Origin of the sequence: Enterobacter sp. 342 (genome assembly GCF_036663495.1) — a bacterium.
In the GTDB taxonomy this organism is placed as follows: Bacteria; Pseudomonadota; Gammaproteobacteria; order Enterobacterales; family Enterobacteriaceae; genus Enterobacter.
Genome location: NZ_JAWUEI010000046.1, coordinates 1 through 25,814, shown reverse-complemented (window position 1 = coordinate 25,814; position 25,814 = coordinate 1). Strand labels below are relative to the sequence as shown.

Annotated in this window: 26 protein-coding genes and 2 pseudogenes; 23 read left to right on the top strand and 5 right to left on the bottom strand. The window is 56.1% G+C overall.

What is annotated here, in order from left to right; genetic code table 11:
• Positions 1 to 76: 76 nt before the first annotated feature.
• Positions 77 to 442 (bottom strand): annotated as a pseudogene (locus tag V6E55_RS23195) (dynamin family protein); the annotation flags it as partial.
• Positions 443 to 1,037: 595 nt separating this feature from the next.
• On the opposite strand from V6E55_RS23195, the gene V6E55_RS23190 reads away from it, so the two are divergent.
• The 16 genes from V6E55_RS23190 (at position 1,038) to phnP (ending at position 12,752) form a co-directional block, all read left to right on the top strand.
• Positions 1,038 to 1,373: a zinc ribbon domain-containing protein YjdM gene (locus tag V6E55_RS23190; protein ID WP_114979503.1), complete on the top strand. Its 336-nt coding sequence runs from the start codon at positions 1,038 to 1,040 to the stop codon at positions 1,371 to 1,373.
• An 80-nt stretch (positions 1,374 to 1,453) separates the two neighbouring features.
• Complete coding sequence (gene yjdN, locus V6E55_RS23185) at positions 1,454 to 1,891, top strand: VOC family metalloprotein YjdN (protein ID WP_114979504.1); 438 nt, start codon at positions 1,454 to 1,456, stop codon at positions 1,889 to 1,891.
• Positions 1,892 to 2,027: 136 nt separating this feature from the next.
• A complete protein-coding gene (gene phnC / locus V6E55_RS23180; protein WP_316943993.1) occupies positions 2,028 to 2,816 on the top strand; it encodes a phosphonate ABC transporter ATP-binding protein in 789 nt (262 codons plus the stop codon).
• A 24-nt stretch (positions 2,817 to 2,840) separates the two neighbouring features.
• The gene (gene phnD, locus V6E55_RS23175; RefSeq protein ID WP_316943992.1) at positions 2,841 to 3,857 is read left to right on the top strand and encodes a phosphonate ABC transporter substrate-binding protein; all 1,017 of its coding nucleotides are present in this window, start codon (positions 2,841 to 2,843) and stop codon (positions 3,855 to 3,857) included.
• Between the two features lie 115 nt (positions 3,858 to 3,972).
• Positions 3,973 to 4,752, top strand: a complete 780-nt coding sequence (gene phnE / locus V6E55_RS23170; RefSeq protein ID WP_114979507.1) for a phosphonate ABC transporter, permease protein PhnE — start codon at positions 3,973 to 3,975, stop codon at positions 4,750 to 4,752.
• Positions 4,753 to 4,772: 20 nt separating this feature from the next.
• Positions 4,773 to 5,498 (top strand): phosphonate metabolism transcriptional regulator PhnF, encoded by a 726-nt coding sequence (gene phnF / locus V6E55_RS23165; RefSeq protein ID WP_316943991.1) that lies wholly within the window; start codon positions 4,773 to 4,775, stop codon positions 5,496 to 5,498.
• Entirely contained in the window at positions 5,499 to 5,951 is a 453-nt protein-coding gene (gene phnG, locus V6E55_RS23160; protein ID WP_114979509.1) for a phosphonate C-P lyase system protein PhnG, read from the top strand.
• On the top strand, positions 5,948 to 6,532 hold the full coding sequence (gene phnH, locus V6E55_RS23155) for a phosphonate C-P lyase system protein PhnH (RefSeq protein ID WP_316943990.1): 585 nt from the start codon (positions 5,948 to 5,950) through the stop codon (positions 6,530 to 6,532). Before phnG ends, phnH begins: the two co-directional genes overlap by 4 nt.
• On the top strand, positions 6,532 to 7,596 hold the full coding sequence (locus tag V6E55_RS23150; protein WP_316943989.1) for a carbon-phosphorus lyase complex subunit PhnI: 1,065 nt from the start codon (positions 6,532 to 6,534) through the stop codon (positions 7,594 to 7,596). Before phnH ends, V6E55_RS23150 begins: the two co-directional genes overlap by 1 nt.
• Positions 7,589 to 8,434: an alpha-D-ribose 1-methylphosphonate 5-phosphate C-P-lyase PhnJ gene (gene phnJ / locus V6E55_RS23145; protein WP_316943988.1), complete on the top strand. Its 846-nt coding sequence runs from the start codon at positions 7,589 to 7,591 to the stop codon at positions 8,432 to 8,434. The genes V6E55_RS23150 and phnJ overlap by 8 nt, the downstream gene beginning before the upstream one ends.
• The gene (gene phnK, locus V6E55_RS23140) at positions 8,431 to 9,186 is read left to right on the top strand and encodes a phosphonate C-P lyase system protein PhnK (protein ID WP_129996871.1); all 756 of its coding nucleotides are present in this window, start codon (positions 8,431 to 8,433) and stop codon (positions 9,184 to 9,186) included. Before phnJ ends, phnK begins: the two co-directional genes overlap by 4 nt.
• A 9-nt stretch (positions 9,187 to 9,195) precedes the next feature.
• Positions 9,196 to 9,876: a phosphonate C-P lyase system protein PhnL gene (gene phnL / locus V6E55_RS23135; protein ID WP_316943987.1), complete on the top strand. Its 681-nt coding sequence runs from the start codon at positions 9,196 to 9,198 to the stop codon at positions 9,874 to 9,876.
• Positions 9,873 to 11,009 carry an alpha-D-ribose 1-methylphosphonate 5-triphosphate diphosphatase gene (gene phnM, locus V6E55_RS23130; protein WP_129996873.1) on the top strand — a complete coding sequence of 379 codons (1,137 nt, stop codon included), beginning with the start codon at positions 9,873 to 9,875 and terminating at the stop codon, positions 11,007 to 11,009. The genes phnL and phnM overlap by 4 nt, the downstream gene beginning before the upstream one ends.
• The gene (gene phnN, locus V6E55_RS23125) at positions 11,006 to 11,557 is read left to right on the top strand and encodes a ribose 1,5-bisphosphokinase (protein WP_129996874.1); all 552 of its coding nucleotides are present in this window, start codon (positions 11,006 to 11,008) and stop codon (positions 11,555 to 11,557) included. The genes phnM and phnN overlap by 4 nt, the downstream gene beginning before the upstream one ends.
• On the top strand, positions 11,550 to 11,984 hold the full coding sequence (gene phnO / locus V6E55_RS23120) for an aminoalkylphosphonate N-acetyltransferase (protein WP_114979515.1): 435 nt from the start codon (positions 11,550 to 11,552) through the stop codon (positions 11,982 to 11,984). Before phnN ends, phnO begins: the two co-directional genes overlap by 8 nt.
• A gap of 9 nt (positions 11,985 to 11,993) precedes the next feature.
• Positions 11,994 to 12,752 carry a phosphonate metabolism protein PhnP gene (phnP, locus tag V6E55_RS23115; protein WP_316943986.1) on the top strand — a complete coding sequence of 253 codons (759 nt, stop codon included), beginning with the start codon at positions 11,994 to 11,996 and terminating at the stop codon, positions 12,750 to 12,752.
• Positions 12,753 to 12,803: 51 nt separating this feature from the next.
• On the opposite strand, the gene yjdP is transcribed toward phnP, so the two are convergent.
• The 3 genes from yjdP to V6E55_RS23100 form a co-directional block, all read right to left on the bottom strand.
• Positions 12,804 to 13,130, bottom strand: a complete 327-nt coding sequence (yjdP, locus tag V6E55_RS23110; protein WP_047345567.1) for a DDRRRQL repeat protein YjdP — start codon at positions 13,128 to 13,130, stop codon at positions 12,804 to 12,806.
• A gap of 75 nt (positions 13,131 to 13,205) precedes the next feature.
• Entirely contained in the window at positions 13,206 to 13,736 is a 531-nt protein-coding gene (locus V6E55_RS23105) for a GNAT family N-acetyltransferase (protein WP_114979517.1), read from the bottom strand.
• Positions 13,737 to 13,857: 121 nt separating this feature from the next.
• Positions 13,858 to 16,137, bottom strand: coding sequence for a hybrid sensor histidine kinase/response regulator (locus V6E55_RS23100; protein ID WP_129996877.1), 2,280 nt, complete (start codon positions 16,135 to 16,137; stop codon positions 13,858 to 13,860).
• 125 nt (positions 16,138 to 16,262) lie between these two features.
• Between V6E55_RS23100 and V6E55_RS23095 the strand changes: the two genes are divergently transcribed.
• From V6E55_RS23095 to V6E55_RS23070, 6 genes are read left to right on the top strand one after another with little or no spacing between them, the layout of a single operon-like run.
• On the top strand, positions 16,263 to 17,777 hold the full coding sequence (locus tag V6E55_RS23095; protein ID WP_316943985.1) for a sugar ABC transporter ATP-binding protein: 1,515 nt from the start codon (positions 16,263 to 16,265) through the stop codon (positions 17,775 to 17,777).
• Between the two features lie 2 nt (positions 17,778 to 17,779).
• A complete protein-coding gene (locus V6E55_RS23090; protein WP_129996878.1) occupies positions 17,780 to 18,775 on the top strand; it encodes an ABC transporter permease subunit in 996 nt (331 codons plus the stop codon).
• Positions 18,776 to 18,805: 30 nt separating this feature from the next.
• Positions 18,806 to 19,747, top strand: coding sequence for an ABC transporter substrate-binding protein (locus V6E55_RS23085; protein WP_316943984.1), 942 nt, complete (start codon positions 18,806 to 18,808; stop codon positions 19,745 to 19,747).
• A gap of 49 nt (positions 19,748 to 19,796) precedes the next feature.
• The gene (locus tag V6E55_RS23080) at positions 19,797 to 20,483 is read left to right on the top strand and encodes a D-lyxose/D-mannose isomerase (RefSeq protein WP_129996879.1); all 687 of its coding nucleotides are present in this window, start codon (positions 19,797 to 19,799) and stop codon (positions 20,481 to 20,483) included.
• 10 nt (positions 20,484 to 20,493) lie between these two features.
• Positions 20,494 to 21,354 (top strand): ketose 1,6-bisphosphate aldolase, encoded by an 861-nt coding sequence (locus V6E55_RS23075; RefSeq protein ID WP_316943994.1) that lies wholly within the window; start codon positions 20,494 to 20,496, stop codon positions 21,352 to 21,354.
• Complete coding sequence (locus tag V6E55_RS23070) at positions 21,354 to 22,358, top strand: carbohydrate kinase family protein (protein ID WP_114979523.1); 1,005 nt, start codon at positions 21,354 to 21,356, stop codon at positions 22,356 to 22,358. The genes V6E55_RS23075 and V6E55_RS23070 overlap by 1 nt, the downstream gene beginning before the upstream one ends.
• Here V6E55_RS23070 and V6E55_RS23065 read toward each other — a convergent pair.
• Positions 22,355 to 23,086: a response regulator gene (locus V6E55_RS23065; protein WP_028017912.1), complete on the bottom strand. Its 732-nt coding sequence runs from the start codon at positions 23,084 to 23,086 to the stop codon at positions 22,355 to 22,357. The two genes, V6E55_RS23070 and V6E55_RS23065, sit on opposite strands and share 4 nt — an antisense overlap.
• A gap of 256 nt (positions 23,087 to 23,342) precedes the next feature.
• Here V6E55_RS23065 and fdhF point away from each other — a divergent pair.
• Positions 23,343 to 25,490 (top strand): annotated as a pseudogene (fdhF, locus tag V6E55_RS23060) (formate dehydrogenase subunit alpha).
• The last annotated feature ends 324 nt before the right edge of the window (positions 25,491 to 25,814 follow it).

The window sequence follows — 25,814 nt, the reverse complement described above, 5'->3', positions numbered from 1 at the left end:
AAAGCGTGCGTATTGCCTGAAAACACAACCCGCTACGGGGGAGACTTACCCGAAATCTGATTTATTCAACAAAGCCACCCGGTGTATGACGGATCAATGTCGGTAGCGCTGTCATCGGACGATTGCGGTTCGGCAACACTTCAGTGCCCACAATCGCATTAATGGTGGTCGATTTCCCTGCTTTCATGGTACCAACAATAGCCAGAACCATTTCCAGACGGGTTATTTTCCGTAATTCATTATTCAACATTGCCTGCTGTGCTTCGACACCGCGCGCACTAAAATGCAAAGGCAAAACGTTGTTCTTTTCACCCGTAATCGCCGTCGTGGTGCTCTCCAGCATCGCCGTCGGCACTGATTTCAGCGTATTGAGGTTTTGCAGGGCAAGCTGCAACAAACGCTCAGCTTCCTGGCTTAATTCAAAAATTGTCTGTGTGTGCATGATAAAAGCCTTTCCTTAACGCAAATTTATTACTTTTATTAAGCCACTGGTTTTAATTATGTTGTTCAGGCTTATATGATCACGTGTGGAAAACATGTTCGCCGAAATATAACTGATTGATGCTAATCAGAAATAATTCACTATCCCTGCATGGCGTGTGACACTCTCCTTCTGGCCAGACAGCCAAAAGAAAAAAGCGTAGCCCATTTTTAAGAAACTTCAGGATATATCATCGTTATTTACCCACCTAAAAAGAGAGGTAATGCGTCACCGCCATAAGATATGAATGACGGGGAAGTCCGGAGATAAATAACAATGTGTTGCTTCACCTTATCCGAAATGAAGGAACGTAGCAATTTGCTGCAATAAAATATTCGATATATTTAACGCCATTTCTTCCTACCGTGTTAATGGCATAAGCATCGCTTAACTGACTGACAGGAAATGTCACCCGCGATACGCTTTTTGCATTTTTTTAATTCACAATATCACCGACAACCATGTGGATTTGCGCTATACTTGCCGCCTTTTTCGGCACACTGCCGTCATTTAGCTGGCACTTTCCAGCGCGTTAACACTTTTTGAGGATACCGATATGCAACTCCCACACTGCCCAAAATGCAATTCTGAATACACTTACGAAGATAATGGCATGTTTATCTGCCCGGAATGCGCCCATGAATGGAATGATGCCGAGCCATCACAAGATGCTGATGCACTTGTCGTAAAAGATGCGAACGGCAATCTGCTGGCGGATGGCGACAGCGTCACCGTGATTAAAGATCTGAAAGTGAAAGGCAGCTCTTCCATGCTGAAGATTGGCACCAAAGTGAAGAATATCCGTCTGGTTGAAGGCGATCATAATATCGACTGCAAAATTGACGGCTTTGGTCCGATGAAGCTGAAATCTGAATTCGTGAAAAAGAACTGATTGACCTGCCCGGTGGCGCTTCGCATACCGGGCCTTCAGGAACTACACTTAACGGGCTTTTCTTACGTGAGGTAAAGATTATGCCGTTAAGTCCCTACATCTCATTTGCCGGTAACTGCTCAGAGGCCACTGCCTTCTATCAGCAAGCCGTCGGTGCAGAGCTTCTTTATAAAATCACCTTCGGCGAGATGCCAAAAAGCGATAACAGCGAAGAAGGCTGCCCCTCCGGTATGCAGTTTCCGGATTCGGCGATCGCCCACTCTAACGTCCGCATTGCGGGCAGCGATATCATGATGAGCGACGGGATGCCGCCAGGCAGCAACGCTCAGTATGCGGGCTTCACGCTGGTTCTCGACACCCAGGACGTCAATGAAGGCAAGCGCTGGTTCGACAACCTCGCCGCAGGCGGGAATATCGAAATGGCCTGGCAGGAAACCTTCTGGGCACACGGTTTTGGTAAAGTCACCGATAAATACGGCGTGCCGTGGATGATTAACGTCGTTAAGCAGCAGCACTAATTTTCGGGCGGTGGGCAGTCTGCCTCCGCCTGTCATCAAACTCCGCTCAACTCTTCAAACTTCCGCAACCCAGACTTAACCCAAATGTCATATTGATGCGCCAGCATGAGGCCACATTTATCGTGAGGCCCAGCACATGCAAACTGTCATCCGCGTCGAGAAACTGAGCAAGACCTTTCATCATAACAAGGCTCTGCATGCCGTTGATCTGAGCGTCCAGCAGGGCGAAATGGTGGCACTGCTGGGGCCATCCGGTTCAGGTAAGTCCACCCTTCTGCGCCACCTGAGCGGCCTTATTACCTGCGATAAAGCACCGGAAAGTCACGTCGAACTGCTGGGTAACACCGTGCAGCGCGCGGGCCGTCTGGCGCGGGATATCCGCAAAAGCCGCGCGCAAACAGGCTATATCTTCCAGCAGTTCAACCTGGTGAACCGCCTGACGGTGCTGGAGAACGTCCTGATTGGCGCTCTCGGCAGCACGCCGTTCTGGCGCACCTGTCTGCGCTGGTTTTCCCCTTCTCAGAAACAACAAGCGTTGCAGGCGCTGACCCGCGTTGGCATGGCGCATTTCGCCCACCAGCGTGTCTCCACCCTGTCCGGTGGTCAGCAACAGCGCGTGGCGATTGCCCGTGCGCTGATGCAAAAAGCCAAAGTGATCCTTGCCGATGAGCCGATTGCCTCGCTCGACCCGGAATCCGCACGCATCGTGATGGAAACCCTGCGTGACATTAACCAGAACGATGGCATCACGGTGGTAGTGACGTTGCATCAGGTGGATTACGCCCTGCGCTACTGCGAGCGCATTGTCGCGCTGCGTCAGGGGCATGTGTTCTTTGATGGCGCAAGCCATCAGTTTGATAACGACCGTTTTGACCATCTCTACCGCAGCATTAACCGCGTCGACGAGAACGCGCAGGCTGCATAACTCAACCCGATCCGAGGAAAGTACATGAGCTACAAAGCCGTTGCCGCACTGGCCTTTACCAGTATGTTCAGCATCAGCACCCTGTTAAGCCCTGCGTACGCGGAAGAACAGGAAAAGGCACTGAACTTCGGCATTATTTCGACGGAATCACAGCAGAATCTCAAACCTCAGTGGGAACCGTTCCTGAAAGATATGGAAACCAAACTGGGGATCAAAGTGAACGCCTTCTTTGCGCCGGATTACGCGGGCATCATCCAGGGGATGCGCTTTAACAAAGTAGACATCGCCTGGTACGGCAATCTCTCAGCCATGGAAGCGGTGGACCGCGCGAACGGCCAGGTCTTTGCCCAGACCGTTGCAGCAGATGGCTCCCCGGGTTACTGGAGCGTGCTGATCGTCAATAAAGACAGCCCAATAAATAACCTCAACGACATGCTCGCCAAACGCAAAGACCTGACCTTTGGTAACGGCGACCCGAACTCCACCTCTGGCTTCCTGGTCCCTGGCTATTACGTCTTCGCTAAGAACAATGCGTCTGCCAGTGATTTCAAACGTACCGTCAACGCCAGCCACGAAACTAACGCTCTGGCAGTGGCCAACAAGCAGGTGGATGTTGCCACCAACAACACCGAAAACCTCGACAAGCTGAAGACCTCCGCACCGGACAAGCTCAAAGAGTTGAAGGTCATCTGGAAATCACCGCTGATCCCGGGCGACCCGATTGTGTGGCGCAAAAATCTCTCTGAGAGCACCAAGGATAAGGTCTACGACTTCTTTATGAACTACGGCAAAACGCCGGAAGAGAAGGCAGTTCTGGCGAAACTGGGCTGGGCTCCGTTCCGCGCATCCAGCGACCTGCAACTGGTGCCGATTCGCCAGTTGGCACTGTTTAAAGAGATGCAGGGTGTGAAGGACAACAAGGGCCTGAAGGACGAGGAGAAAACTAGCAAAGTCGCCGCGATTCAGGCGCAACTGGAAGATCTCGACCGCCTGACCACCGCACTTGGCGCCATGACCAGCGTGAATAAAGCGGTGCAGTAACTCAAGTCCCCTCTCCCTTGAGGGAGAGGGTTAGGGTGAGGGGGAAATGCGCCCGCTGATGCCCTCACCCCGGCCCTCTCCCACAGGGAGAGGGAGAAAAGATAAAGGAGCCAACATGCAAACCATCACTATCCCACCGCCGAAACGCAGTTGGTTCTCGCTCATAAGCTGGGCCATCCTGCTGGCGGTGCTCGTTATCTCCTGGAAGGGCGCAGAGATGGATCCGCTGCTGCTCTTCAAAGATTCCGGCAACATGGCGACCTTCGCCGCCGACTTCTTTCCGCCGGACTTCAGCCAGTGGCAGGACTACCTCAGCGAAATGGCCATCACCTTGCAAATCGCTGTCTGGGGTACCGCCCTTGCCGTCATTCTCTCCATTCCGTTTGGCCTGATGAGTGCCGAAAACATCGTACCGTGGTGGGTTTATCAGCCGGTGCGTCGCCTGATGGACGCCTGTCGCGCCATTAACGAAATGGTCTTCGCCATGCTGTTTGTGGTGGCCGTCGGACTTGGCCCGTTTGCAGGGGTGATGGCGCTGTTCATCCACACCACCGGTGTGCTCTCCAAACTGCTCTCTGAAGCCGTTGAAGCCATTGAACCAGGCCCGGTTGAAGGTATCCGCGCAACAGGTGCAAACAAAATCGAAGAAATTCTCTACGGCGTGTTGCCCCAGGTCATGCCGCTGCTGATCTCTTACTCGCTATACCGCTTCGAGTCTAACGTCCGTTCCGCCACCGTCGTGGGCATGGTGGGCGCAGGCGGGATTGGCGTCACCCTGTGGGAAGCGATCCGCGGTTTCCAGTTCCAGCAAACCTGCGCCCTGATGGTGCTTATCATCATCACAGTGAGCCTGCTGGATTTCCTCTCTCAACGTTTGCGTAAGCACTTCATCTGAGAAGCGAGGCTTTGATTTATATGTACTTATCCAGACATCTGACCAGTTACCCAACCCGCTGGCAAGAAATTGCGGCCAAACTCGAAGTGGAGCTTCGCACCCACTACCGCTGCGGAGACTATCTGCCCGCCGAACAACAGCTTGCCGATCGCTATGAAGTGAACCGCCACACCCTGCGTCGTGCCATTGACCAGTTGGTCGAGCGCGGTTGGGTCCAGCGCCGTCAGGGGATTGGCGTACTGGTCCTGATGCGCCCGTTCGACTACCCGCTTAACGCCCAGGCGCGCTTTAGCCAGAACTTGCTGGATCAGGGAAGCCACCCGACCAGCGAAAAACTGCTCTCCGTGCTACGCCCGGCATCGAGCCATGTAGCTGATGCGCTGGGCATTCAGGAAGGCGACAACGTCGTCCATCTGCGCACCCTGCGCCGGGTCAATGGCGTGGCCGTTTGCCAGATAGATCACTACTTCAGTGACCTGAGCCTCTGGCCTGTGCTGCAACATTTCTCCAGCGGTTCACTGCATGACTTCCTGCGTGATGCTACCGGTATTGCGCTCAGACGTACCCAGACACGCATCAGTGCCCGCCGCGCACAGGCCAAAGAGAGCAAAGTACTGGAAATCCCCAACATGGCCCCACTGCTCTGCGTGCGCACCCTTAACCACCGTGACGGTGAAGTCGACGCGACGGAATACTCCGTCAGTCTGACCCGCGCCGACATGATCGAATTCACCATGGAGCACTGAATGCACTTCGATACCGCCACCCGTCAGCGCTGGATGCGCGTGCTGGCCCACTGTCAGCCTGCTGCGCTGCACAGCCGTATGAAAGCGCTCGGCCTGACGCCGGACTACGACGCTATTCGCACACCGGAAATCGGCCTGGTACAGATCCAGGCGCGCATGGGAAGTACCGGTGAGCGCTTCTTCGCAGGTGATGCCACCCTTACCCGAGCCGTGATCCGCCTGAACAGCGGCACGCTGGGCTACAGCTACGTGCTCGGTCGCGATAAACAGCATGCCGAACATTGCGCAGTGATAGACGCGCTTTTGCAGGAACAACCTTATTTCCAGACGTTAATGGAAACCCTTATCGCCCCTCTGGAAGCCGACCGCGCCGCACGCCTTGCCGCACGTCAGGCCGAAGTGAATACCAGCCGGGTCGACTTCTTTACGCTCGTTCGCGGAGATAACGCATGACGCTTCAACCCGCTTTTACCCTTGCCGTCCAGGATGCCCAACAGAGTTTTCGTCGCCTGCTGAAAGCCATGAGCGAGCCGGGCGTGATTGTCTCGCTGCACCAGCTTTCACAAGGCTGGCTGCCGCTAAACCTGGCGACCACCAGCTTACTGCTGACCCTCGCCGACAACGATACTCCGGTGTGGCTCTCGGGCGCGCTTTCGAATGATATCGCCAGCCAGAACCTGCGTTTTCACACCAACGCTCCGCTGGTTGAACAGCCCCGACAGGCCGTGTTTGCCGTGGCCGATGAGCAAATCAGCCACGAACAGCTCAACGCCCTGAGCGAAGGCAGCGCCGTGGCGCCGGAAACCAGCGCCACGCTGATTTTGCAGGTCTCCAGTCTGAGCGGCGGTCGCATGCTGCGCCTGACCGGTGCTGGCATCGCTGACGAACGGATGGTCGCGCCACAGCTACCGGATTGCATCATTCATGAGCTGACAGAGCGTCCCCACCCGTTCCCGCTGGGTATCGACCTGATCCTGACCTGCGGTGAACGCCTGCTGGCGATACCGCGAACCACTCACGTGGAGGTATGCTGATGTACGTTGCCGTCAAAGGGGGCGAGAAAGCCATCGCCGCCGCCCATGCGCTACAGGCGCACAGACGACGGGGTGATGAGCAGCTTCCTGAGCTGAGCGTTGCCCAGATAGAGCAGCAGTTAAACCTCGCTGTCGACCGTGTCATGACCGAAGGCGGCATCGCTGACCGCGAGCTGGCGGCGCTGGCGTTAAAACAGGCCAGCGGTGACAACGTCGAAGCCATCTTTCTGTTACGCGCGTATCGCACCACGCTTGCCAGACTGGCGGTGAGTGAGCCCGTTAACACCGCTGAGATGCGCCTGGAACGCCGCATTTCGGCCGTTTATAAAGACATCCCTGGCGGTCAACTGCTTGGCCCCACCTACGACTACACCCATCGCCTGCTGGATTTCACGCTGCTGGCAAACGGTGAAACGCCTTCCCTGAGCACGGCCGAGCCGCAGCAAGATGCCTCCCCGCATGTCTTTAGCCTGCTGGCGCATCAGGGGCTGGCAAAAGCCGAAGAAGACACCGGCAGCATGCCAGACGACATCACCCGCACACCACCCGTTTATCCGTGCTCACGCTCGTCGCGCCTTCAGCAGTTGATGCGCGGCGACGAAGGTTATCTGCTGGCGCTGGCCTACTCCACTCAACGCGGTTACGGGCGTAACCATCCGTTCGCGGCAGAAATTCGTAGTGGCTACATCGACGTTGAAATTGTGCCTGAAGAGCTGGGTTTTGCCGTGAACATCGGCGAACTGCTGGTAACGGAATGTGAAATGGTCAACGGGTTTGTCGCTCCGGAAGACGAAGCACCACATTTTACCCGGGGTTACGGGCTGGCGTTCGGTATGAGTGAACGTAAAGCAATGGCGATGGCGCTGGTCGACCGCGCGCTACAGGCCCCGGACTACGGTGAACACATCTCCGGCCCGGCGCAGGACGAAGAGTTCGTGCTGGCCCACGCGGATAACGTTGAGGCCGCAGGCTTTGTCTCGCATCTCAAGCTGCCGCACTACGTTGATTTCCAGGCCGAACTGGAACTGCTGAAACGCCTGCAACGGGAGCGCAAAAATGGCTAACTTAAGCGGCTACAATTTTGCTTATCTGGATGAGCAAACCAAACGTATGATCCGCCGCGCTATCCTGAAAGCGGTGGCAATCCCGGGCTATCAGGTGCCGTTCGGCGGCCGGGAAATGCCGATGCCCTATGGCTGGGGCACCGGCGGTATTCAGCTTACCGCCAGTGTGATTGGGGAAGCGGATGTGCTGAAGGTCATCGACCAGGGGGCGGACGACACCACCAACGCCGTGTCGATTCGTAACTTCTTCAGGCGCGTGACGGGTGTTAACGCCACCGAAAAAACCGAAGATGCCACGCTGATCCAGACTCGTCACCGTATTCCAGAAACACCACTCACCGAAGATCAAATCCTGATTTTCCAGGTCCCCATCCCGGAGCCGCTGCGCTTTATCGAGCCGCGTGAAACCGAAACCCGCACCATGCACGCCCTGGAAGAGTACGGCATCATGCAGGTGAAACTTTATGAAGATATCGCCCGCTTCGGCCATATCGCCACCACCTACGCCTACCCGGTGAAGGTGAACGGTCGCTATGTAATGGACCCGTCGCCGATCCCGAAATTCGATAACCCGAAGATGGACATGATGCCTGCGCTCCAGCTGTTCGGTGCCGGGCGTGAAAAGCGCATCTACGCCGTGCCGCCCTACACCCGTGTGGAGAGTCTCGACTTCGATGACCACCCGTTTACGGTGCAGGAGTGGGATGAGCCGTGCGCCATTTGCGGTTCGAAACACAGTTATCTGGATGAAGTGGTGCTGGATGACACGGGCAAACGGATGTTTGTCTGCTCCGACACCGATTACTGCCGCCAACAGAGCGAGGCGAACAGCCTATGAAACCGCTGCTTTCGGTTAACAACCTGACCCACCTTTATGCACCGGGCAAAGGCTTCAGCGATGTCTCGTTTGAGCTGTGGCCGGGTGAAGTGCTGGGGATTGTCGGCGAGTCCGGCTCCGGCAAAACGACACTGCTTAAATCCATCTCAGCCCGCCTGACGCCGCAGAATGGCGACATTTTGTATGAGGGCGCCTCGTTATACGGCATGAGTGAAGCCGAGCGCCGCCGCCTGCTGCGCACCGAGTGGGGCGTGGTGCATCAACATCCGATGGACGGCCTGCGCCGCCAGGTATCGGCAGGTGGAAACATCGGTGAACGCTTGATGGCCACCGGGGCACGCCACTACGGCAATATCCGCGCCACGGCGCAGCACTGGCTGGAGGAAGTTGAAATCCCCGCCTCGCGCATCGACGACCTGCCGACGACATTTTCCGGCGGGATGCAACAACGTCTGCAAATCGCCCGCAACCTGGTCACCCATCCGAAGCTGGTGTTTATGGATGAACCCACCGGCGGACTGGACGTCTCCGTGCAGGCGCGTCTGCTCGATCTGCTGCGCGGTCTGGTGGTGGAGCTGAACCTTGCGGTGGTGATTGTCACCCACGATCTGGGGGTTGCGCGCCTGCTGGCGGACCGTTTGCTGGTCATGAGGCAGGGTCAGGTGGTGGAAAGTGGGCTTACCGACCGGGTGCTTGACGATCCCCACCATCCGTACACCCAGCTGCTGGTGTCGTCAGTATTGCAGAATTAAGAGGCCAACATGATCCGCGTGCAAAACGTAAGTAAAACCTTTGTGCTCCACCAGCAAAACGGCGTGCGCCTGCCGGTGCTGCAAAATGCTTCACTTGAGGTCAGCAGGGGCGAATGTGTGGTCCTGCACGGTCATTCCGGCAGCGGAAAATCCACCTTGCTGCGCTCCCTGTACGCCAACTATCTGCCGGACGAAGGCCATATTCACATCCGCCACGGCGATGAGTGGGTCGATCTGGTTCAGGCACCCGCACGGAAAGTGCTGGAAGTCCGCCGCTCGACGATCGGCTGGGTGAGCCAGTTTCTGCGGGTGATCCCGCGGATCTCCACCCTGGACGTGGTAATGCAACCACTGCTGGATCTGGGCGTGCCCCGTGAAACTTGCGCTGCCAAAGCCGCCAGCCTGCTGACGCGCCTGAACGTGCCGGAACGCCTGTGGCATCTCGCCCCTTCCACATTCTCCGGTGGTGAACAACAGCGCGTGAACATTGCGCGCGGGTTTATCGTCGATTACCCGATTTTACTGCTTGATGAACCCACCGCCTCGCTAGACAGCAAAAACAGCGCGGCGGTAATGGAGCTGATCGAACAGGCTAAAGCACGCGGCGCGGCGATCGTCGGGATCTTCCACGACGACACCATTCGCACCCATGTCGCAGACAGGCTACATCCAATGGGGACCCACGCATGATTATCAATAACGTCAAGCTGGTGCTGGAAAATGAAGTGGTTGGCGGCTCTATTGAGATCCAGGACGGGGTGATCCGCGCGTTCGCCGAAACCCTGAGTCGCTCCCCAGAAGCCATGGACGGTGAAGGCGGCTGGCTGCTGCCGGGGCTGATCGAGCTGCATACCGATAATCTGGATAAATTCTTCACCCCGCGCCCGAAAGTGGACTGGCCCGCCCATTCGGCGATGAGCAGCCACGACGCGCTGATGGTTGCCAGCGGCATCACCACCGTCCTGGATGCGGTAGCGATTGGTGACGTGCGCGACGGGGGCGATCGTCTGGAGAATCTGGAGAAGATGATTAACGCCGTGGAAGAGACGCAAAAACGCGGTCTCAACCGCGCCGAGCACCGCCTGCATCTGCGCTGCGAACTGCCACATCACACCACCCTGCCACTGTTTGAGAAGCTGGTTGGGCGTGAGCCGGTCTCGCTGGTGTCACTGATGGACCACTCCCCAGGGCAGCGTCAGTTCGCCAATATTGAGAAATATCGCGAATACTACCAGGGCAAGTATTCTCTCACCGATGCTGAAATGGCTCGCTATGAAGAAGAGCAACTGGCGCTGGCAGCACAATGGTCGCAACCAAATCGCCTCTCCATTGCTGCGATGTGCCGGGACCGTAACATCGCGCTGGCCAGCCATGATGATGCCACCCACGACCATGTACTCGAATCTCATCAGCTTGGTAGCGTAATCGCCGAATTTCCCACCACATTTGAAGCTGCTGAAGCCTCCCGTAAGCACGGCATGAACGTGCTGATGGGTGCGCCGAACATTGTGCGCGGCGGCTCGCATTCTGGCAACGTGGCGGCAAGCAAGCTCGCCTCACTTGATCTGCTCGATATCCTCTCATCCGATTACTACCCCGCCAGCCTGCTGGATGCAGCATTCCGGGTGGCGGACGACGAGGACAACAGATTCACGCTGCCACAGGCCATTCGTCTGGTGACGAAAAACCCGGCATCAGCGCTAAATCTTCAGGATCGCGGGGAGATTGCCGAAGGCAAACGGGCGGATCTGGTGCTGGCCCACCGTAAAGGCGAGCACATCCATATCGACCACGTCTGGCGTCAGGGAAAACGGGTGTTCTGATGGGAAGACTTATCTGGTTAATGGGGCCGTCCGGCTCCGGTAAGGACAGCCTGCTGTCCGCGTTACGGCAGCGGGAACACCCGCAACTTCTGGTCGCTCACCGCTACATTACCCGCGCGGCGAATGCCGGAAGTGAAAATCATATTGCCCTCAGCGAGCAGGAGTTTTTCACCCGCGCGGGGCAAAACCTGCTGGCACTTAGCTGGCACGCCAACGGTTATTACTACGGGATCGGTATTGAGATAGACCTGTGGCTACACGCGGGTTTCGACGTGCTGGTCAACGGTTCGCGTGCGCACCTTCAACAAGCGCGCGCCCGATATGAAGCCGCCCTGCTGCCGGTCTGCCTGCAGGTTTCCCCCGATGTTCTGCGCAGCCGGTTGCAGAGCCGGGGGCGCGAATCAGCCCGTGAGATAGACCAGCGGCTTGAGCGCGCGGCGCGTTATACCCCGTCTGAATGTCATATCCTCAATAATGACGGAAGTTTGCTACAGTCTGTCGATACCTTTTTATCGCTGATCCGTCAGAAGGAGAAACAGCATGCCTGACTGCCAGCTTCGCCCTGCCACCGCCGACGATGCGCCGATAGTTTACGCTCTCATCTGCGAGTTAAAGCAGGCCGAGTTCGATCATATGGCCTTTCACACCGGTTATCTTGCTAATCTGCAAGACCACAATATGCGTTATCAACTTGCCGAGCTGGACGGACAGGTCGTCGGCATGATTGGCCTGCATATGCAGTTTCACCTGCATCACGCACGCTGGATTGGTGAAATCCAGGAGCTGGTGGTGATGCCGCAGGCGCGTGGTCACAAAGTAGGGAGCCAACTCCTGGCCTGGGCAGAAGACGTCGCACGCCAGGCGGGAGCGGAGTTAACGGAGCTTTCGACCAGCGTAAAACGTGTGGACGCCCACCGCTTTTATGTCCGTGAAGGTTACACGCAGAGCCATTTTCGATTCACCAAACCGCTGTAGAGGTATGCGATGAGTCTGACGATCACGTTAACCGGTACCGGCAGTGCCCAGCTGGTTCCGGTATTTGGCTGCGACTGCGCGGCATGTCGCCGGGCGCGTTTGCAGGCTGACTATCGCCGCCGCCCGTGCAGCGCGGTGGTCAAATTCAATGATGCCATAACCTTGCTGGATGCCGGTATTCCGCACCTGATGGACGACTGGCCGGCAGGCAGCTTTCAGCAGTTTTTGCTCACGCATTACCATATGGATCACGTTCAGGGGCTATTCCCGCTGCGCTGGGGTGTGGGGGCGACCATTCCGGTCTATGGTCCGCCGGACGACGCTGGCTGTGACGACCTGTTCAGGCACCCGGGGATCCTGGATTTCAGCTATACAGTGGAACCGTTTGTGATGTTTGAGCTACAGGGGATGCGGGTCACGCCGCTGCCACTCAACCATTCAAAACTGACCTTCGGGTATTTGCTGGAATCGGCCCACAGCCGCGTGGCCTGGCTATCGGATACCGCCGGGTTGCCGGAAAAAACGGTGAAGTTCCTGCTTAACAACCGGCCGCAGGCGATGATTATCGACTGCAGTCACGAACCGCGCGATGAGACGCCGCGAAACCATTGCGACTTAAATACAGTAATTGCGCTAAACGAGGTGATTGGCTGCCCGCAGGTGATCCTGACGCATATTAGCCATCAGTTCGACGTGTGGATGATGAATAATCCGCTTCCGGAAGGGTTTGAAGCGGGATATGACGGCATGGTGTTGGCGCTGGATTAGTTTTTCTCCCTCTCCCGTGGGAGAGGGTTGAGGTAAGGGCAACAGGCGCACTTATCCTCGATCATAATCGTCTTCTAACCTGCGCTCATCCTCTTCTAACCGACGGCGATCGTCATCCAACTGACGCTGACGCTCGTCTAAACGGCGGCGTCTGTCTTCAAGCTGCCGACGACGGTCGTCGTACTGTCGACTGTCGATTTGACGGCTGCGGTCATAACGATCGTCGTCGTCATCGCTGCTTCGGCTACTGCTGGGGTTATAGGCGTCGTTGATCGCCTGCTGAATGTTGCCAATGGCATCATCAACAATATCGGCGTGAGCCAGTTGGCTGGTGAGTGACAGCAGACCAAATAACAGAGCAGTTGAGTAACGTTTCATAAGGCCAGACTCGCAGGTGAACTGGCTTTACGATAATGAACAACAGGGAACGGGGGTAGCGGAGGAATCTCAAATTCAGTTGTGCCCAGGGTCTTTCATCAGTTGATTTGCACGCTGTTTATTTTCTGCAACCAGTACAATGCCATAACATTTTTGATCCGGCGAATGGCTCCAGATACGATCTTCGGGTATACAACCGCCGTCATAGATAACCTTACCACCCTCATATTGTTCAAAATCACTGACAAGCGTCACGCCACACTGTAATACCAGGGATTCATACAGGCGAGTTGCCAGTCCCTTGTCACGCTCGGCAGGATCAACGCATATACCTTCTACCTGAATAACGTTGGTATCTTCCCAACAACGCTCGACAGCAATGATATCTTCACCCAAATGCGTTTTACGTTGTAAATCCAGTGCAGCAACAACCCGATGCCGAGGCACACCATCGAAGGTTTCAACATCCGCTTCAATAATCGCAGCCCTTGGCGTCTGGCTATCAAAGATGACATGTAACACTCGCCCGGAGAGAACAAATTCATCAACGAGCTTGAATGACCTTGCTACGGTCTTTGGGCTGTAAGTTGTAGGCATCACGATCATTTGTGAGTCCCCTCTGGTAAGTACCGGCATAGTTCCCTTTATATCCCAATCTGCCAAATTTTGCGCAGGTTAGCATCACCCGGTTTACTCACACTCTTGATGAATTCCTAAATATCACTGCTTATAAACAGACTTTCCGCAGCGCCTGCGCCAGCTGCACCCGCGTAAACGGCTTACGCAGTAACTGGACATCTGGCAACTGAGGGTTATGCGCGGGCCGTAAATCCTGACCGCTGATCAACAACACCGGAAGCTGCGGATAATGGCTGCGCACATGGTTAATCACCTCAGCGCCGCTGAGGCTGCCTGGCAACATCAGATCGCTGATGAACATGCCAATATCCGGTGAGACCTCCAGCATTCTCAACGCCTGCTCACCGTTCTCCGCCTCCAGCGTCAGATAGCCAAGCTGATGCAGCTGCTCGCACAGGGTCTGACGAACATCCGCCTCATCTTCCAGCACCAGCACCAACCGCTCACTATCACTGGCAGCGGTGGCTGAGAGCACTTCATCCTCAGACATAACAGGCAGCATCGAGCGCGGGAGGTGAAGCCGAACAGTCGTCCCCTGCCCCGGCGCGCTTTCAATTTCCACGCGACCACCGGACTGGCGGACAAAGCCGTAGACCATCGACAGGCCTAACCCACTCCCGCTTCCGGTCTGCTTGGTGGTGAAGAATGGTTCAAAGACCCGGGATTTCACCTCCTGCGACATACCGCTGCCGCGGTCAATCACCTCCAGCGCCACCATATCCTGCCTGCGCCCGTCACTACGGGTGACACGCTGATTCCAGGTACGGATTTTAATTACCCCGCTTTGCCCTTCCATCGCATCGCGGGCGTTCATCACCAGATTGATGATGGCATTCTCCAGCTGGCTGACGTCTATCCATGCGGGCCATGCGGGAGATTGCGCTTCAATCTCCAGCGTCAGGGTAGCCGGTAAAGAGTGGAGCATGAGCTCTCTGAGATTCTCCAGCAGCGGTTTCATCTCGACCGCATGCGGCGTCAGGGATTGTTTACGGGAAAACGCCAGCAGACGCTGGGTCAGGAGCGCGCCGCGTTCGGCAGCCTTCAGTGCCCGGGTGATGCGCGGCGCATCTTTTGATTCAGGATCAGTGAGCTCAAGACTGCCGATGATCACCGCCAGCAGGTTATTAAAATCATGTGCCAGCCCACCCGTAAGTTGCCCAACGGCTTTCATCTTCTGGCTATGCAGCAGTGCCTCTTCCAGCCCCTGACGCTCGATGCGGTCGATCTCCATCTGCGTAGTTTTCTCTTTCAGCAGACGCGTGGTGTGCTCAAGTGAGGCGGTGTTGCGGGCAAAAACGTTAAACGCACGCGCCAGCTCACCCAGCTCATCACGCCGTTGCAACGCAGGGACAGAAACATCCTGTTCGCCATGGGCGAGACGCGACATCGCCCGGGAAATGGCCGTCAGGTTGGAAGCCAGATTGCGATAAATATACCAGCAGGCGCATCCGGTGATGATCAGCGCCAGCACAGCGAAAATGCTGATAAATACGCTGATGGATTGTAATTCGTGATGGCTTTGGGTTGTGCGAAGACGGGAAGCTTGCGCCACCTGTTCGACATACTGATTAATATCACTGTTGAGGATCGCCACCAGCGCCTTGATGTGGAACATATACCAGCTTATCGCCAGATCGCTTTCTTCCAGTTGCTTCGACAGCGGCGCGAGCTTACGCAGTTCGTCGTTAAAATCAGGCAGGACACCATTCACCACCGGCTGCGTTGCACTCCGCGGCAGCGTTGCCGTCACCGCATCCAGTTGCTGTACCGTTGCGCGCGGCGAGGGGGTGTCGATAGCGGCGATAATCAGCCTGTCCATCTCCATAAGCTGCTGGGCATCCGGGACCTTGCTGCCGTAACGGCGATTGATATCCTGCAAATGCCGTAAGTAGCTCTGACTCTGATACAGCGAGCTCAGCAGTGCGTTACGTTCCAGATGGCGTCGCTGCCCGCGTTCAAGCATCCCCGTCACGCTCTGCTGTAATTCATTGCTTCTCTGAATAATTCGCGCCACCAGCGCCGGTTCCTGCTGCGCCAGTGGCGCATCGGCAAGCTGTTCCAGCGAGTGGCGCAGCGCCATTTGCGTCTGCTTCAACCGGTCAGCTTCACCTTTATACTCCAGCGCCCCTACGACTTGCGAAAGCCTCACCGCCGCCGTTGCCACGTTGGCGGTATCCCGGGCGAGATTCATACTGCCGGTCATGTCATCCAGCGTTTGCTGTTGAACCTGCTCCTGGATCTGGCTGGCATGACGAAACCCCAGCACTGCCACACCGCTGACCATGAGCGTCACTGCAACCACCAGCAGATTGAAAATCAGCAGGCGACCACGGGCGCTGGCAAAAAACGGGGGGCGGTGTGATGACATGTTAGCTCCGTAACTGTGATCGACATTAACTATTCATAACTATGACAAATATGAACGGCTTCTGACATTTTGCATTTACGCACCTGTGATGAAGTGCAGATATCGACATTCACAGGAGATCCGCCATGAGCAGAACCCCGGTATTAGAGATGCGTCACATTGCCAAGACGTTTGGCAATTTCCACGCGCTCAAGGGTGTGGATTTGACGGTCTTCCCCGGTGAGATCCACGCGCTGATGGGTGAAAACGGCGCGGGGAAAAGCACGCTGATGAAGATCCTCGCGGGAGCCTATACCGCCACCAGCGGTGAGATCCTGATCGACGGTCAGCCGTTTCACATCAAGGGGCCAAAAGATGCGCTGGCCGCAGGCATTACCCTGATTTATCAGGAGATGCAGCTGGCGCCCAATCTGACTGTCGCCGAAAACATCTTTCTTGGCAGCGAGTTGTCGCGGGGCGGGCTGGTACAGCGCAAAGAGATGGCTGCTCAGGCGCAGGCAGTGATTGAGCGCCTTGGCGCACATTTTAACGCCACCGACCTGGTGATGAAGCTAACCATTGCCGAGCAGCAGCAGGTGGAAATTGCCCGCGCACTGCACCGCAACAGCCGCATTCTGGTGATGGACGAACCCACCGCGGCCCTCTCCTCACGAGAAACCCATCGCCTGTTTGAACTGATTTTGCGCCTGCGCGATGAAGGAATGGCCATCATCTATATCAGCCATCGGATGGCGGAAGTGTACGAACTCTCCGATCGTGTCAGCGTTTTGCGTGACGGGCAGTACGTCGGCAGCCTGACGCACGACAAACTGAACGCCTCTGAGCTGGTGAAGATGATGGTCGGTCGCCCCTTAAGCGATCTGTTTAACAAAGAACGCGATATTCCGCTCGGCAGCCCGCGTCTCAACGTTCACCACCTCACTGACGGTAAAAAAGTACAACCTTGCAGCCTGCAGGTACGTTCAGGGGAAATTGTGGGTCTGGCGGGCCTGGTGGGGGCCGGCCGCTCCGAGCTGGCGCAACTGATCTTCGGCGCGCGCAAAGCCACGGGCGGCATGATTGAAGTTGATGGCGAGCCGGTGGTGATCCACTCCCCGCGGGCGGCGATTGAAAACGGGATCGGTTTTCTCACTGAAAACCGCAAGGAACAGGGGCTATTCCTGGAACTGGCGGCGCAGGAGAACATCACCATGGCCACGCTGGAGCGCGACGCAACCTTCGGCATGCTTAACCGCAAAAAAGCACAGTCCATTTCCGATGACGCCATCGCCCTGCTTAACATCCGCGTGCCCCATTCTCAGGTGCGCGCAGGTGGGCTATCAGGTGGTAACCAGCAAAAACTGCTGATCTCCCGCTGGGTAGCAATCGGCCCGCGCATTCTGATTCTGGACGAACCGACGCGCGGCGTGGACGTCGGCGCGAAAAGCGAGATCTACCGCATCATGAACCAGATGGCGCGCAAGGGCGTGGCGATTTTGATGATCTCCAGCGAACTGCCGGAAGTGGTGGGCATGAGTGACCGGGTGTACGTCATGCGTGAAGGCAGCATTGCGGGTGAACTCCACGGGCATGACATCTCTCAGGAAAACATCATGACGCTGGCTACCGGCGTGAACGACACTCATCATCAGGCGGTGTAACCATGACACATTCAACCAGTCCGCAGCAGGTGGTGAAATCCGCCTCCGCAAAAAAAATGCTGATGAGCGATCTGATGCAAACGGTCGGTATTTTGCCGATTTTAATCCTGATTGTGGCGGTATTTGGTTTTATCGCCCCTAACTTCTTCACCGAGAGCAATCTGCTCAACATTACCCGTCAGGCCTCGATCAACATTGTGCTGGCGGCAGGGATGACATTCATCATCTTAACCGGCGGGATTGACCTCTCCGTAGGCTCGATTCTGGGCACCACAGCGGTGGCCGCGATGGTGGTATCCCTGATCCCGGAATTTGCCATGCTCTCTATTCCGTCGGCCCTGATGCTTGGCATGGTGCTGGGGCTATTCAACGGTGCGCTGGTGGCCTTTGCCGGGTTGCCGCCCTTTATCGTCACGCTCGGGACCTACACCGCGCTACGCGGCGCGGCCTATCTGCTGGCCGACGGCACAACGGTCATTAACTCAAACATCAATTTTGAGTGGATCGGTAATAACTATCTCGGCCCCATTCCCTGGCTGGTGGTGATCGCCCTGGCAGTGATTGCAGTGTGCTGGTTTATCCTGCGCCGCACCACGCTTGGGGTTCACATCTACGCGGTCGGCGGCAACATGCAGGCGGCACGACTGACCGGTATTAAGGTCTGGATGGTACTGCTGTTTGTGTACGGCATGAGCGGTCTGCTCTCGGGCCTGGGCGGGATCATGAGCGCATCGCGACTTTACAGCGCCAACGGCAATCTGGGCATGGGTTACGAGCTGGATGCGATTGCGGCAGTGATCCTCGGTGGTACCAGCTTCGTCGGCGGGATCGGCACGATCACCGGCACGCTGGTCGGTGCGCTGATCATCGCCACCCTCAACAATGGCATGACGCTAATGGGCGTCTCCTACTTCTGGCAACTGGTGATCAAAGGGGCGGTGATCATCATTGCGGTGCTGATCGACAAATACCGTACCCGACACCATCAAAGTGCATAACAACAATACCCTACAAGCGAGGAAGAAAAGATGCGTTTGAAACCGTTAGTGACCGCGCTCTGTGCTGGCGCACTGCTTGCCGCAACGCCGTTTGCGCAGGCGAAAGATCTGAAGTCCATCGGTGTGACGGTGGGTGACCTGGCTAACCCGTTCTTCGTGCAGATCACCAAAGGTGCCGAGCTGGAAGCGCGCAAACTGGCGGGGGATAACGTTAAAGTCACGCTGGTCTCCAGCGGTTACGATCTGGGTCAGCAGGTGGCGCAAATCGACAACTTTATTGCCGCTAAAGTGGACATGATCATCCTTAACGCGGCGGACTCCAAAGGTATCGGCCCGGCGGTAAAACGCGCGAAGGACGCCGGGATCGTAGTGGTCGCGGTTGACGTGGCAGCGGAAGGGGCAGATGCCACTATCACCTCCGATAACACCCAGGCAGGCGAAATAGCCTGTAAGTACATAACCGACCGCCTGAAAGGTAAAGGCAATGTGGTGATCATCAACGGGCCACCGGTGTCAGCGGTACAAAACCGCGTGGAAGGTTGTCAGACAGAATTCAAAAAACACCCGGATATCAAGGTGCTCTCAGATAACCAGAACGCCAAAGGCAGCCGTGAGGGTGGGCTGGAAGTGATGACCTCCTTACTGGCCGCCAATCCGAAGATCGACGGCGTATTCGCGATTAACGATCCCACCGCGATCGGTGCCGATCTGGCAGCCAAACAGGCACAACGCAGCGAGTTCTTTATTGTCGGCGTGGATGGTAGCCCGGACGGTGAAGAAGCGCTGAAGCGGGAAAACTCCCTGTTTGTGGCGACCCCAGCGCAAGATCCGCAGGTGATGGCGGCAAAAGCGGTGGAGATCGGCTATGACATATTACAGGGCAAGCCTGCACCGAAAGCGCCTGTGCTGATCCCGGTGACGATGATCGATAAAAAGAATGTCGGAACCTATAAGGGATGGACGGTTAAGTAACCCTTTTCCCTCTCCCACCGGGAGAGGGAACTGTTTTCAAGGAGTCCCCATGAAACGCTCCGACATCAACGAAATCCTCGGCCACACCCGGCAGTTTTTCTCCATGCACGATGTGCACCTCCCCCCTTTCGCCAGCTTTCCGCCAACAAAATGGCAGCAGCTTGACCAGGCTGCATGGCAGGAAGTGTTCGACCTCAGGCTCGGCTGGGACGTGACGGCATTCGGTGGCAACAATTTTGCCGCCCAGGGCCTGACGCTGTTTACTCTGCGCAATGGCTCACCCAACGGGGTGCCGTATGAAAAATGCTACGCAGAAAAAATCATGCACGTGCGAGACGGCCAGGTCACGCCGATGCATTTCCACTGGCGCAAGCGGGAAGACATCATCAACCGGGGCGGCGGGAATCTGATTATTGAGTTATGGAACGCCGGCGCGCATGAAGAGACCGAAAACACCGACGTGACCGTCACCGTCGACGGCTGTCGGCAGACCCACGCGCCCGGTAGCCAGTTGCGCCTCACACCAGGGGAAAGCATCTGTCTCACGCCCGGCCTGTACCATAGTTTCTGGGGCGAACGCGGGTTTGGCGACGTTCTGGTGGGCGAAGTGTCATCCGTGAACGACGACGAACACGATAACCATTTTCTGCAGCCCATTGCTCGCTACAACAGTATTGAAGAAGACGAACCGGCGGTACTGGTGTTGTGCAACGAGTACAGCCTGTTTCGGATATAAGGAGTGAATGATGCCATTGATTTCTCTTGCCGACGGTCTTGAGCACGCCAGAGAGCACCGCTACGCACTGGGTGCGTTTAACGTTCTCGACTCCCATTTCCTGCGTGCGTTGTTTGCCGCCGCCAGGCAGGAACGATCGCCGTTTATTATCAACATCGCCGAAGTGCATTTTAAGTATGTGTCGCTGGATTCGCTTGTCGAAGCGGTGAAGTTCGAGGCCGCTCGCCACGATATTCCCGTGGTCCTCAACCTCGACCACGGTCTGCATTTCGAGGCTGTGGTGCGCGCTCTGCGCTTAGGGTTCAGTTCGGTGATGTTTGATGGCTCCGCGTTGAGTTACGAGGAAAACATTCGCCAGACACGGGAAGTCGTGAAGATGTGCCACGCGGTGGGTGTGTCGGTGGAGGCTGAGTTGGGCGCGGTTGGCGGTGACGAAGGCGGCGCGTTGTATGGGCATGCGGATGAAGCCTTTTTTACTGATCCGCAACTGGCACGCGAATTTGTCGATCTGACGGGTATTGATGCCCTGGCCGTCGCCATTGGTAATGCACACGGCAAATACAAAGGCGAGCCGAAACTCGACTTCCCGCGCCTGGATGCGATTCGCCAGCAGACGGGTCTGCCGCTGGTGCTGCACGGAGGCTCCGGGATTAGCGATGCCGATTTTCGTCGCGCCATCGAACTGGGCATTCATAAAATCAATTTCTACACCGGGATGTCGCAAGCGGCTCTGTCCGCCGTTGAGCAGCGTATGGCAAAACGCCAGCCGCTCTATGACGAGTTTGCCGAGCTGCTGCTGGGTATAGAAGAGGCGATTACCGATACGGTCGCTGAACAGATGCGCATCTTTGGCAGCGCGAGGCAGGCATAATGGAACGCAAAGGAATTATCGCTGCGGGCAATATGCTGGTGGATCACGTCCACCAGATCGTGCAATGGCCAGAACGTGGTTGGCTGGCAGAAATTACCCACAGCGAACGTTCCACCGGTGGTGCACCGCTCAACGTTCTGCTGACGCTGGCGAAAATGCATGTTGCCCTGCCCCTGCAGGCGGTGGGACTGATTGGCGAAGATAGCGACGGGGACTACATTCTGGCAATGCTCGACCAGTACCACGTCAACCGCCAGCGGGTGCAACGCACGACCTTTGCCCCAACCTCCATGTCGCAGGTCATGACCGATCCCAGCGGACAGCGCACCTTTTTCCACTCACCGGGGGCAAACCGTCTGCTGGACCTTCCCGCCTTCGACCGCCTTGATGGCACGATGAAAATTTTCCATCTGGGCTACCTGTTACTCCTCGACAGCCTGGACATGCCCGATGACGATTTCGGCACCCGTAGCGCACGGTTACTGGCGCAAATGCGCGAGCAAGGGTATGAAACCTCACTCGATCTGGTCTCCCGCAAGGGTGACCCGCGCTATCAGCCACTGGTGCTCCCTGCCCTTCGCCATCTCGATTATCTGGTAATTAATGAGCTTGAAGCCGGAGAGTTTAGCGGGCTGGAGATGCGTGACGAGCATGATGCACTGCACATTGCCCATATTGCCCAGGCCGCTTCTCAACTGCTGGCATCTGGCGTCCGTCAGCGCGTGGTTATCCACTGCCCGGAAGGGGCATGGGGTGAAGCACACGGCGAAGAAGGTCGCTGGATCCCGTCATGGTTGCTGGAACAGGAACAGATCATCGGCAGCGTTGGCGCGGGAGATGCCTTTTGTGCGGGCTTTTTATACGGCTGCCATGAATCGTTGTCGCTGACGGAGAGTATTTATCTGGCACACGCCTGTGCGCGGGCAAGCCTGCTGGCCGCCAATGCGATTGACGGCGCGAAAACGCTGGCCGAGTTGCAGCTATTTATTAAAGAGAATACTTAGGCCGCTTTCTCACTGTGAGAGACGTCAGTAGCAAAAACATAGCCCAGTCCACGGATGGTTTTAATGAGTGCTGGCTGATGCGGGTTGGCCTCGATTTTTCGTCGCAGGCGCATGATCAACACATCAATCGTGCGGTCAAAAACTTCGGCGCTTTCGCTGTGAGTCAACTCAAGCAGTTGATCACGGCTCAGTACCCGGCGAGCATTTTGCGTGAGTGCCAAAAGTAAGCCGTACTCGCCCTGTGTTAAGGGCACGGTGTTACGGTTAGGATCGCTCAGTTCACAGCGCGCGGTATCCAGCGTCCAGCCGTTAAAGGTAATCCCCTCTACACTCGGCACGGGAACGTCTGCGGCCAGCACGCCCGTTCGACGCAGCACGGCTTTAACGCGGGCGACCACAACACGCGGGTTAAACGGCTTGCCAATATAATCGTCGGCACCCATCTCCAGCCCCACCACCACGTCGGACTCACTGCCCAGCCCGGTTAACATGACCACCGGTAGCGCTGGACGCTGCTTTTGCAGTTGCAGCAAAACCTGCAGACCGTTGATATCCGGCAGCATCATATCCAGCAGAACCAGAGCAATATTCGGCTCCTGATGAACACGGTTCAGGGCATCCTGGCCGTTATGGCAGACCAGCACACTAAAGACGTGCTCACTCAGCACATCCTGCAGCAGTTCGCAGACTGCAATATCGTCATCAACCACCAGAATCGCCGGTTTCATCGCATGCTTCCGTCAGGGGATTATTTTAAGTCTGAACCATTCTGCCGTCGGCTCCAGTCAAATAGTTTTTTCAGTCACGAAAATTCAACCCATGTCACATCCGCTGCCCTGTCGACACGTCAATTTTGACGATTGGCTGCTTTTCGTCAGGGTTTTCACTGCAAATGGGCCGTAAAGTCTGGGTATACCCCTATAAAAAACATGGCATAGAAGCTGCATAGTGGGTGCGAAAGATTCGATTAACTGGAGCAGACTGATGAAAAAAGTCGTCACGGTTTGCCCTTATTGTGCCTCAGGTTGCAAAATTCACCTGGTGGTCGATAACGGCAAAATCGTCCGGGCGGAGGCCGCACAGGGGAAAACCAATCAGGGCACGCTATGCCTGAAAGGTTACTACGGCTGGGATTTTATTAACGATACTCAAATCCTCACCCCGCGCCTGAAAACCCCTATGATCCGCCGCGAGCGCGGTGGCAAGCTGGAATCCGTCTCCTGGAATGAGGCGCTGGATTACGTCGCCTCACGCCTGAGTGCCATTAAGGCCAAATATGGCCCGGATGCCATTCAGACCACCGGTTCCTCACGTGGGACAGGAAATGAAACGAACTATGTAATGCAGAAATTCGCGCGCGCCGTTATTGGTACCAATAACGTCGACTGCTGCGCTCGCGTCTGACACGGCCCATCGGTTGCAGGTCTGCACCAGTCGGTCGGTAACGGCGCAATGAGTAATGCGATCAACGAGATAGATAATACCGATCTCGTGTTTATTTTCGGCTATAACCCGGCGGATTCTCACCCTATCGTCGCGAACCATGTTATTCGCGCCAAACAGAATGGGGCGAAGATCATCGTCTGCGATCCGCGCAAAATTGAAACCGCGCGCATTGCCGATATGCACATTGCATTGAAAAACGGTTCGAACATCGCGCTGTTGAACGCAATGGGGCACGTCATTATTGAGGAGAACCTGTACGACCAGGCGTTTGTCGCCACCCGTACGGAAGGCTTTGACGAGTACCGGAAAATTGTCGAAGGCTATACGCCAGAGTCGGTAGAAGCGATAACCGGCGTTAGCGCGCAGGAGATTCGCCAGGCGGCTCGGATGTATGCCGGGGCGAAAACCGCCGCGATCCTGTGGGGCATGGGCGTGACCCAGTTCTACCAGGGGGTGGAAACCGTGCGTTCTCTGACCAGCCTCGCCATGCTGACGGGGAATCTCGGTAAGGCGCACGTCGGTGTGAACCCGGTACGTGGGCAGAATAACGTGCAGGGTGCGTGTGATATGGGCGCACTGCCGGATACTTATCCTGGCTATCAGTACGTGAAATTCCCGGAGAACCGCGCCAAATTCGCGAAGGCCTGGGGCGTGGAAAGCCTGCCGGAACACACCGGGTATCGCATCAGCGAGCTGCCGCACCGCGCGGCACACGGTGAAGTGCGAGCCGCTTATATCATGGGCGAAGATCCGCTCCAGACCGACGCCGAGTTGTCAGCGGTGCGCAAAGGGTTTGAGGACCTGGAGCTGGTAATTGTCCAGGATATCTTTATGACCAAAACCGCGGCAGCGGCGGATGTGATTCTACCGTCAACGTCCTGGGGTGAACATGAAGGTGTCTATACGGCAGCAGACCGTGGCTTCCAGCGCTTCTTTAAAGCGGTAGAGCCGAAGTGGGATCTGAAAACGGACTGGCAGATTATCAGCGAAATCGCCACCCGCATGGGTTATCCGATGCACTACAACAACACCCAGGAAATCTGGGATGAGTTGCGTCATCTGTGCCCGGATTTCTTTGGTGCCACCTACGAAAAAATGGGTGAACTGGGGTATATCCAGTGGCCATGCCGGGATGAGTCAGAAGCTGATCAGGGCACGTCGTATCTCTTCAAAGAGAAGTTCGACACCCCGAACGGGCTGGCTCAGTTCTTCACGTGTGACTGGGTCGCCCCCATCGACAAACTCACCGATGAGTATCCGATGGTGCTTTCCACCGTGCGTGAAGTTGGCCACTACTCCTGTCGTTCCATGACCGGCAACTGTGCCGCGCTGGCGGCACTGGCGGATGAACCAGGCTAAGCGCAGATCAACACCGCCGACGCTGACCGTCTCGGTATTGAGGATGAAGCGCTGGTGTGGGTGAACTCGCGTAAAGGCCGAATCATTACTCGTGCGCAGGTCAGCGACCGTCCTAACAAAGGTGCGGTCTATATGACCTACCAGTGGTGGATTGGTGCCTGTAACGAACTGGTGACGGAGAACTTAAGCCCGATAACCAAAACGCCGGAGTATAAATACTGCGCCGTCAACGTGGAGCCGATTGAGGATCAGCACGCTGCGGAACAGTATGTCATCGACGAATATAACAAGCTGAAAGCCCGCCTGCGCGAAAGCGCAATGGGTTGAAGCTGTTAATTCAACAGTGAATAAAGGGAGTGAGATATTCACTCCTTTTTTATTTCCGCTTAAAGCATTCGAAATATCAATTATTATTCTGGAAAGCCGCTCGCAGAAATAATGTAATTTACGCAAACAAGAATTACATCTTTGCATTTTAATTCAGAGGGATAAGATGTGCGGCGGGTGCTTAAGACTTTCTGTCTTGAGCATTGTTGAGGGACAGAAAGTGGAAAGCCCCGGGAAATCGTCATTTACCTGTACTGCACCCATTTTGTTGGACGATGAAATGGAATAGTCCCTGATATGTCAAAGCCAAAATACCCCTTCGAA

Bases quoted from the DNA above. Each gene is read 5' to 3' on its own strand.
- yjdN (WP_114979504.1), top strand. From the start codon at position 1,454: ATGCCGTTAAGTCCCTACATCTCATTTGCCGGTAACTGCTCAGAGGCC.
- phnP (WP_316943986.1), top strand. From the start codon at position 11,994: ATGAGTCTGACGATCACGTTAACCGGTACCGGCAGTGCCCAGCTGGTT.
- phnJ (WP_316943988.1), top strand. From the start codon at position 7,589: ATGGCTAACTTAAGCGGCTACAATTTTGCTTATCTGGATGAGCAAACC.
- V6E55_RS23190 (WP_114979503.1), top strand. From the start codon at position 1,038: ATGCAACTCCCACACTGCCCAAAATGCAATTCTGAATACACTTACGAA.
- phnG (WP_114979509.1), top strand. From the start codon at position 5,499: ATGCACTTCGATACCGCCACCCGTCAGCGCTGGATGCGCGTGCTGGCC.
- yjdP (WP_047345567.1), bottom strand. From the start codon at position 13,130: ATGAAACGTTACTCAACTGCTCTGTTATTTGGTCTGCTGTCACTCACC.
- phnO (WP_114979515.1), top strand. From the start codon at position 11,550: ATGCCTGACTGCCAGCTTCGCCCTGCCACCGCCGACGATGCGCCGATA.
- phnD (WP_316943992.1), top strand. From the start codon at position 2,841: ATGAGCTACAAAGCCGTTGCCGCACTGGCCTTTACCAGTATGTTCAGC.
- V6E55_RS23070 (WP_114979523.1), top strand. From the start codon at position 21,354: ATGGAACGCAAAGGAATTATCGCTGCGGGCAATATGCTGGTGGATCAC.
- V6E55_RS23090 (WP_129996878.1), top strand. From the start codon at position 17,780: ATGACACATTCAACCAGTCCGCAGCAGGTGGTGAAATCCGCCTCCGCA.
- V6E55_RS23080 (WP_129996879.1), top strand. From the start codon at position 19,797: ATGAAACGCTCCGACATCAACGAAATCCTCGGCCACACCCGGCAGTTT.
- phnK (WP_129996871.1), top strand. From the start codon at position 8,431: ATGAAACCGCTGCTTTCGGTTAACAACCTGACCCACCTTTATGCACCG.
- phnC (WP_316943993.1), top strand. From the start codon at position 2,028: ATGCAAACTGTCATCCGCGTCGAGAAACTGAGCAAGACCTTTCATCAT.
- phnH (WP_316943990.1), top strand. From the start codon at position 5,948: ATGACGCTTCAACCCGCTTTTACCCTTGCCGTCCAGGATGCCCAACAG.
- V6E55_RS23105 (WP_114979517.1), bottom strand. From the start codon at position 13,736: ATGATCGTGATGCCTACAACTTACAGCCCAAAGACCGTAGCAAGGTCA.
- phnE (WP_114979507.1), top strand. From the start codon at position 3,973: ATGCAAACCATCACTATCCCACCGCCGAAACGCAGTTGGTTCTCGCTC.
- V6E55_RS23075 (WP_316943994.1), top strand. From the start codon at position 20,494: ATGCCATTGATTTCTCTTGCCGACGGTCTTGAGCACGCCAGAGAGCAC.
- V6E55_RS23150 (WP_316943989.1), top strand. From the start codon at position 6,532: ATGTACGTTGCCGTCAAAGGGGGCGAGAAAGCCATCGCCGCCGCCCAT.
- phnF (WP_316943991.1), top strand. From the start codon at position 4,773: ATGTACTTATCCAGACATCTGACCAGTTACCCAACCCGCTGGCAAGAA.
- V6E55_RS23100 (WP_129996877.1), bottom strand. From the start codon at position 16,137: ATGTCATCACACCGCCCCCCGTTTTTTGCCAGCGCCCGTGGTCGCCTG.
- V6E55_RS23095 (WP_316943985.1), top strand. From the start codon at position 16,263: ATGAGCAGAACCCCGGTATTAGAGATGCGTCACATTGCCAAGACGTTT.
- V6E55_RS23065 (WP_028017912.1), bottom strand. From the start codon at position 23,086: ATGAAACCGGCGATTCTGGTGGTTGATGACGATATTGCAGTCTGCGAA.
- phnL (WP_316943987.1), top strand. From the start codon at position 9,196: ATGATCCGCGTGCAAAACGTAAGTAAAACCTTTGTGCTCCACCAGCAA.
- phnM (WP_129996873.1), top strand. From the start codon at position 9,873: ATGATTATCAATAACGTCAAGCTGGTGCTGGAAAATGAAGTGGTTGGC.
- V6E55_RS23085 (WP_316943984.1), top strand. From the start codon at position 18,806: ATGCGTTTGAAACCGTTAGTGACCGCGCTCTGTGCTGGCGCACTGCTT.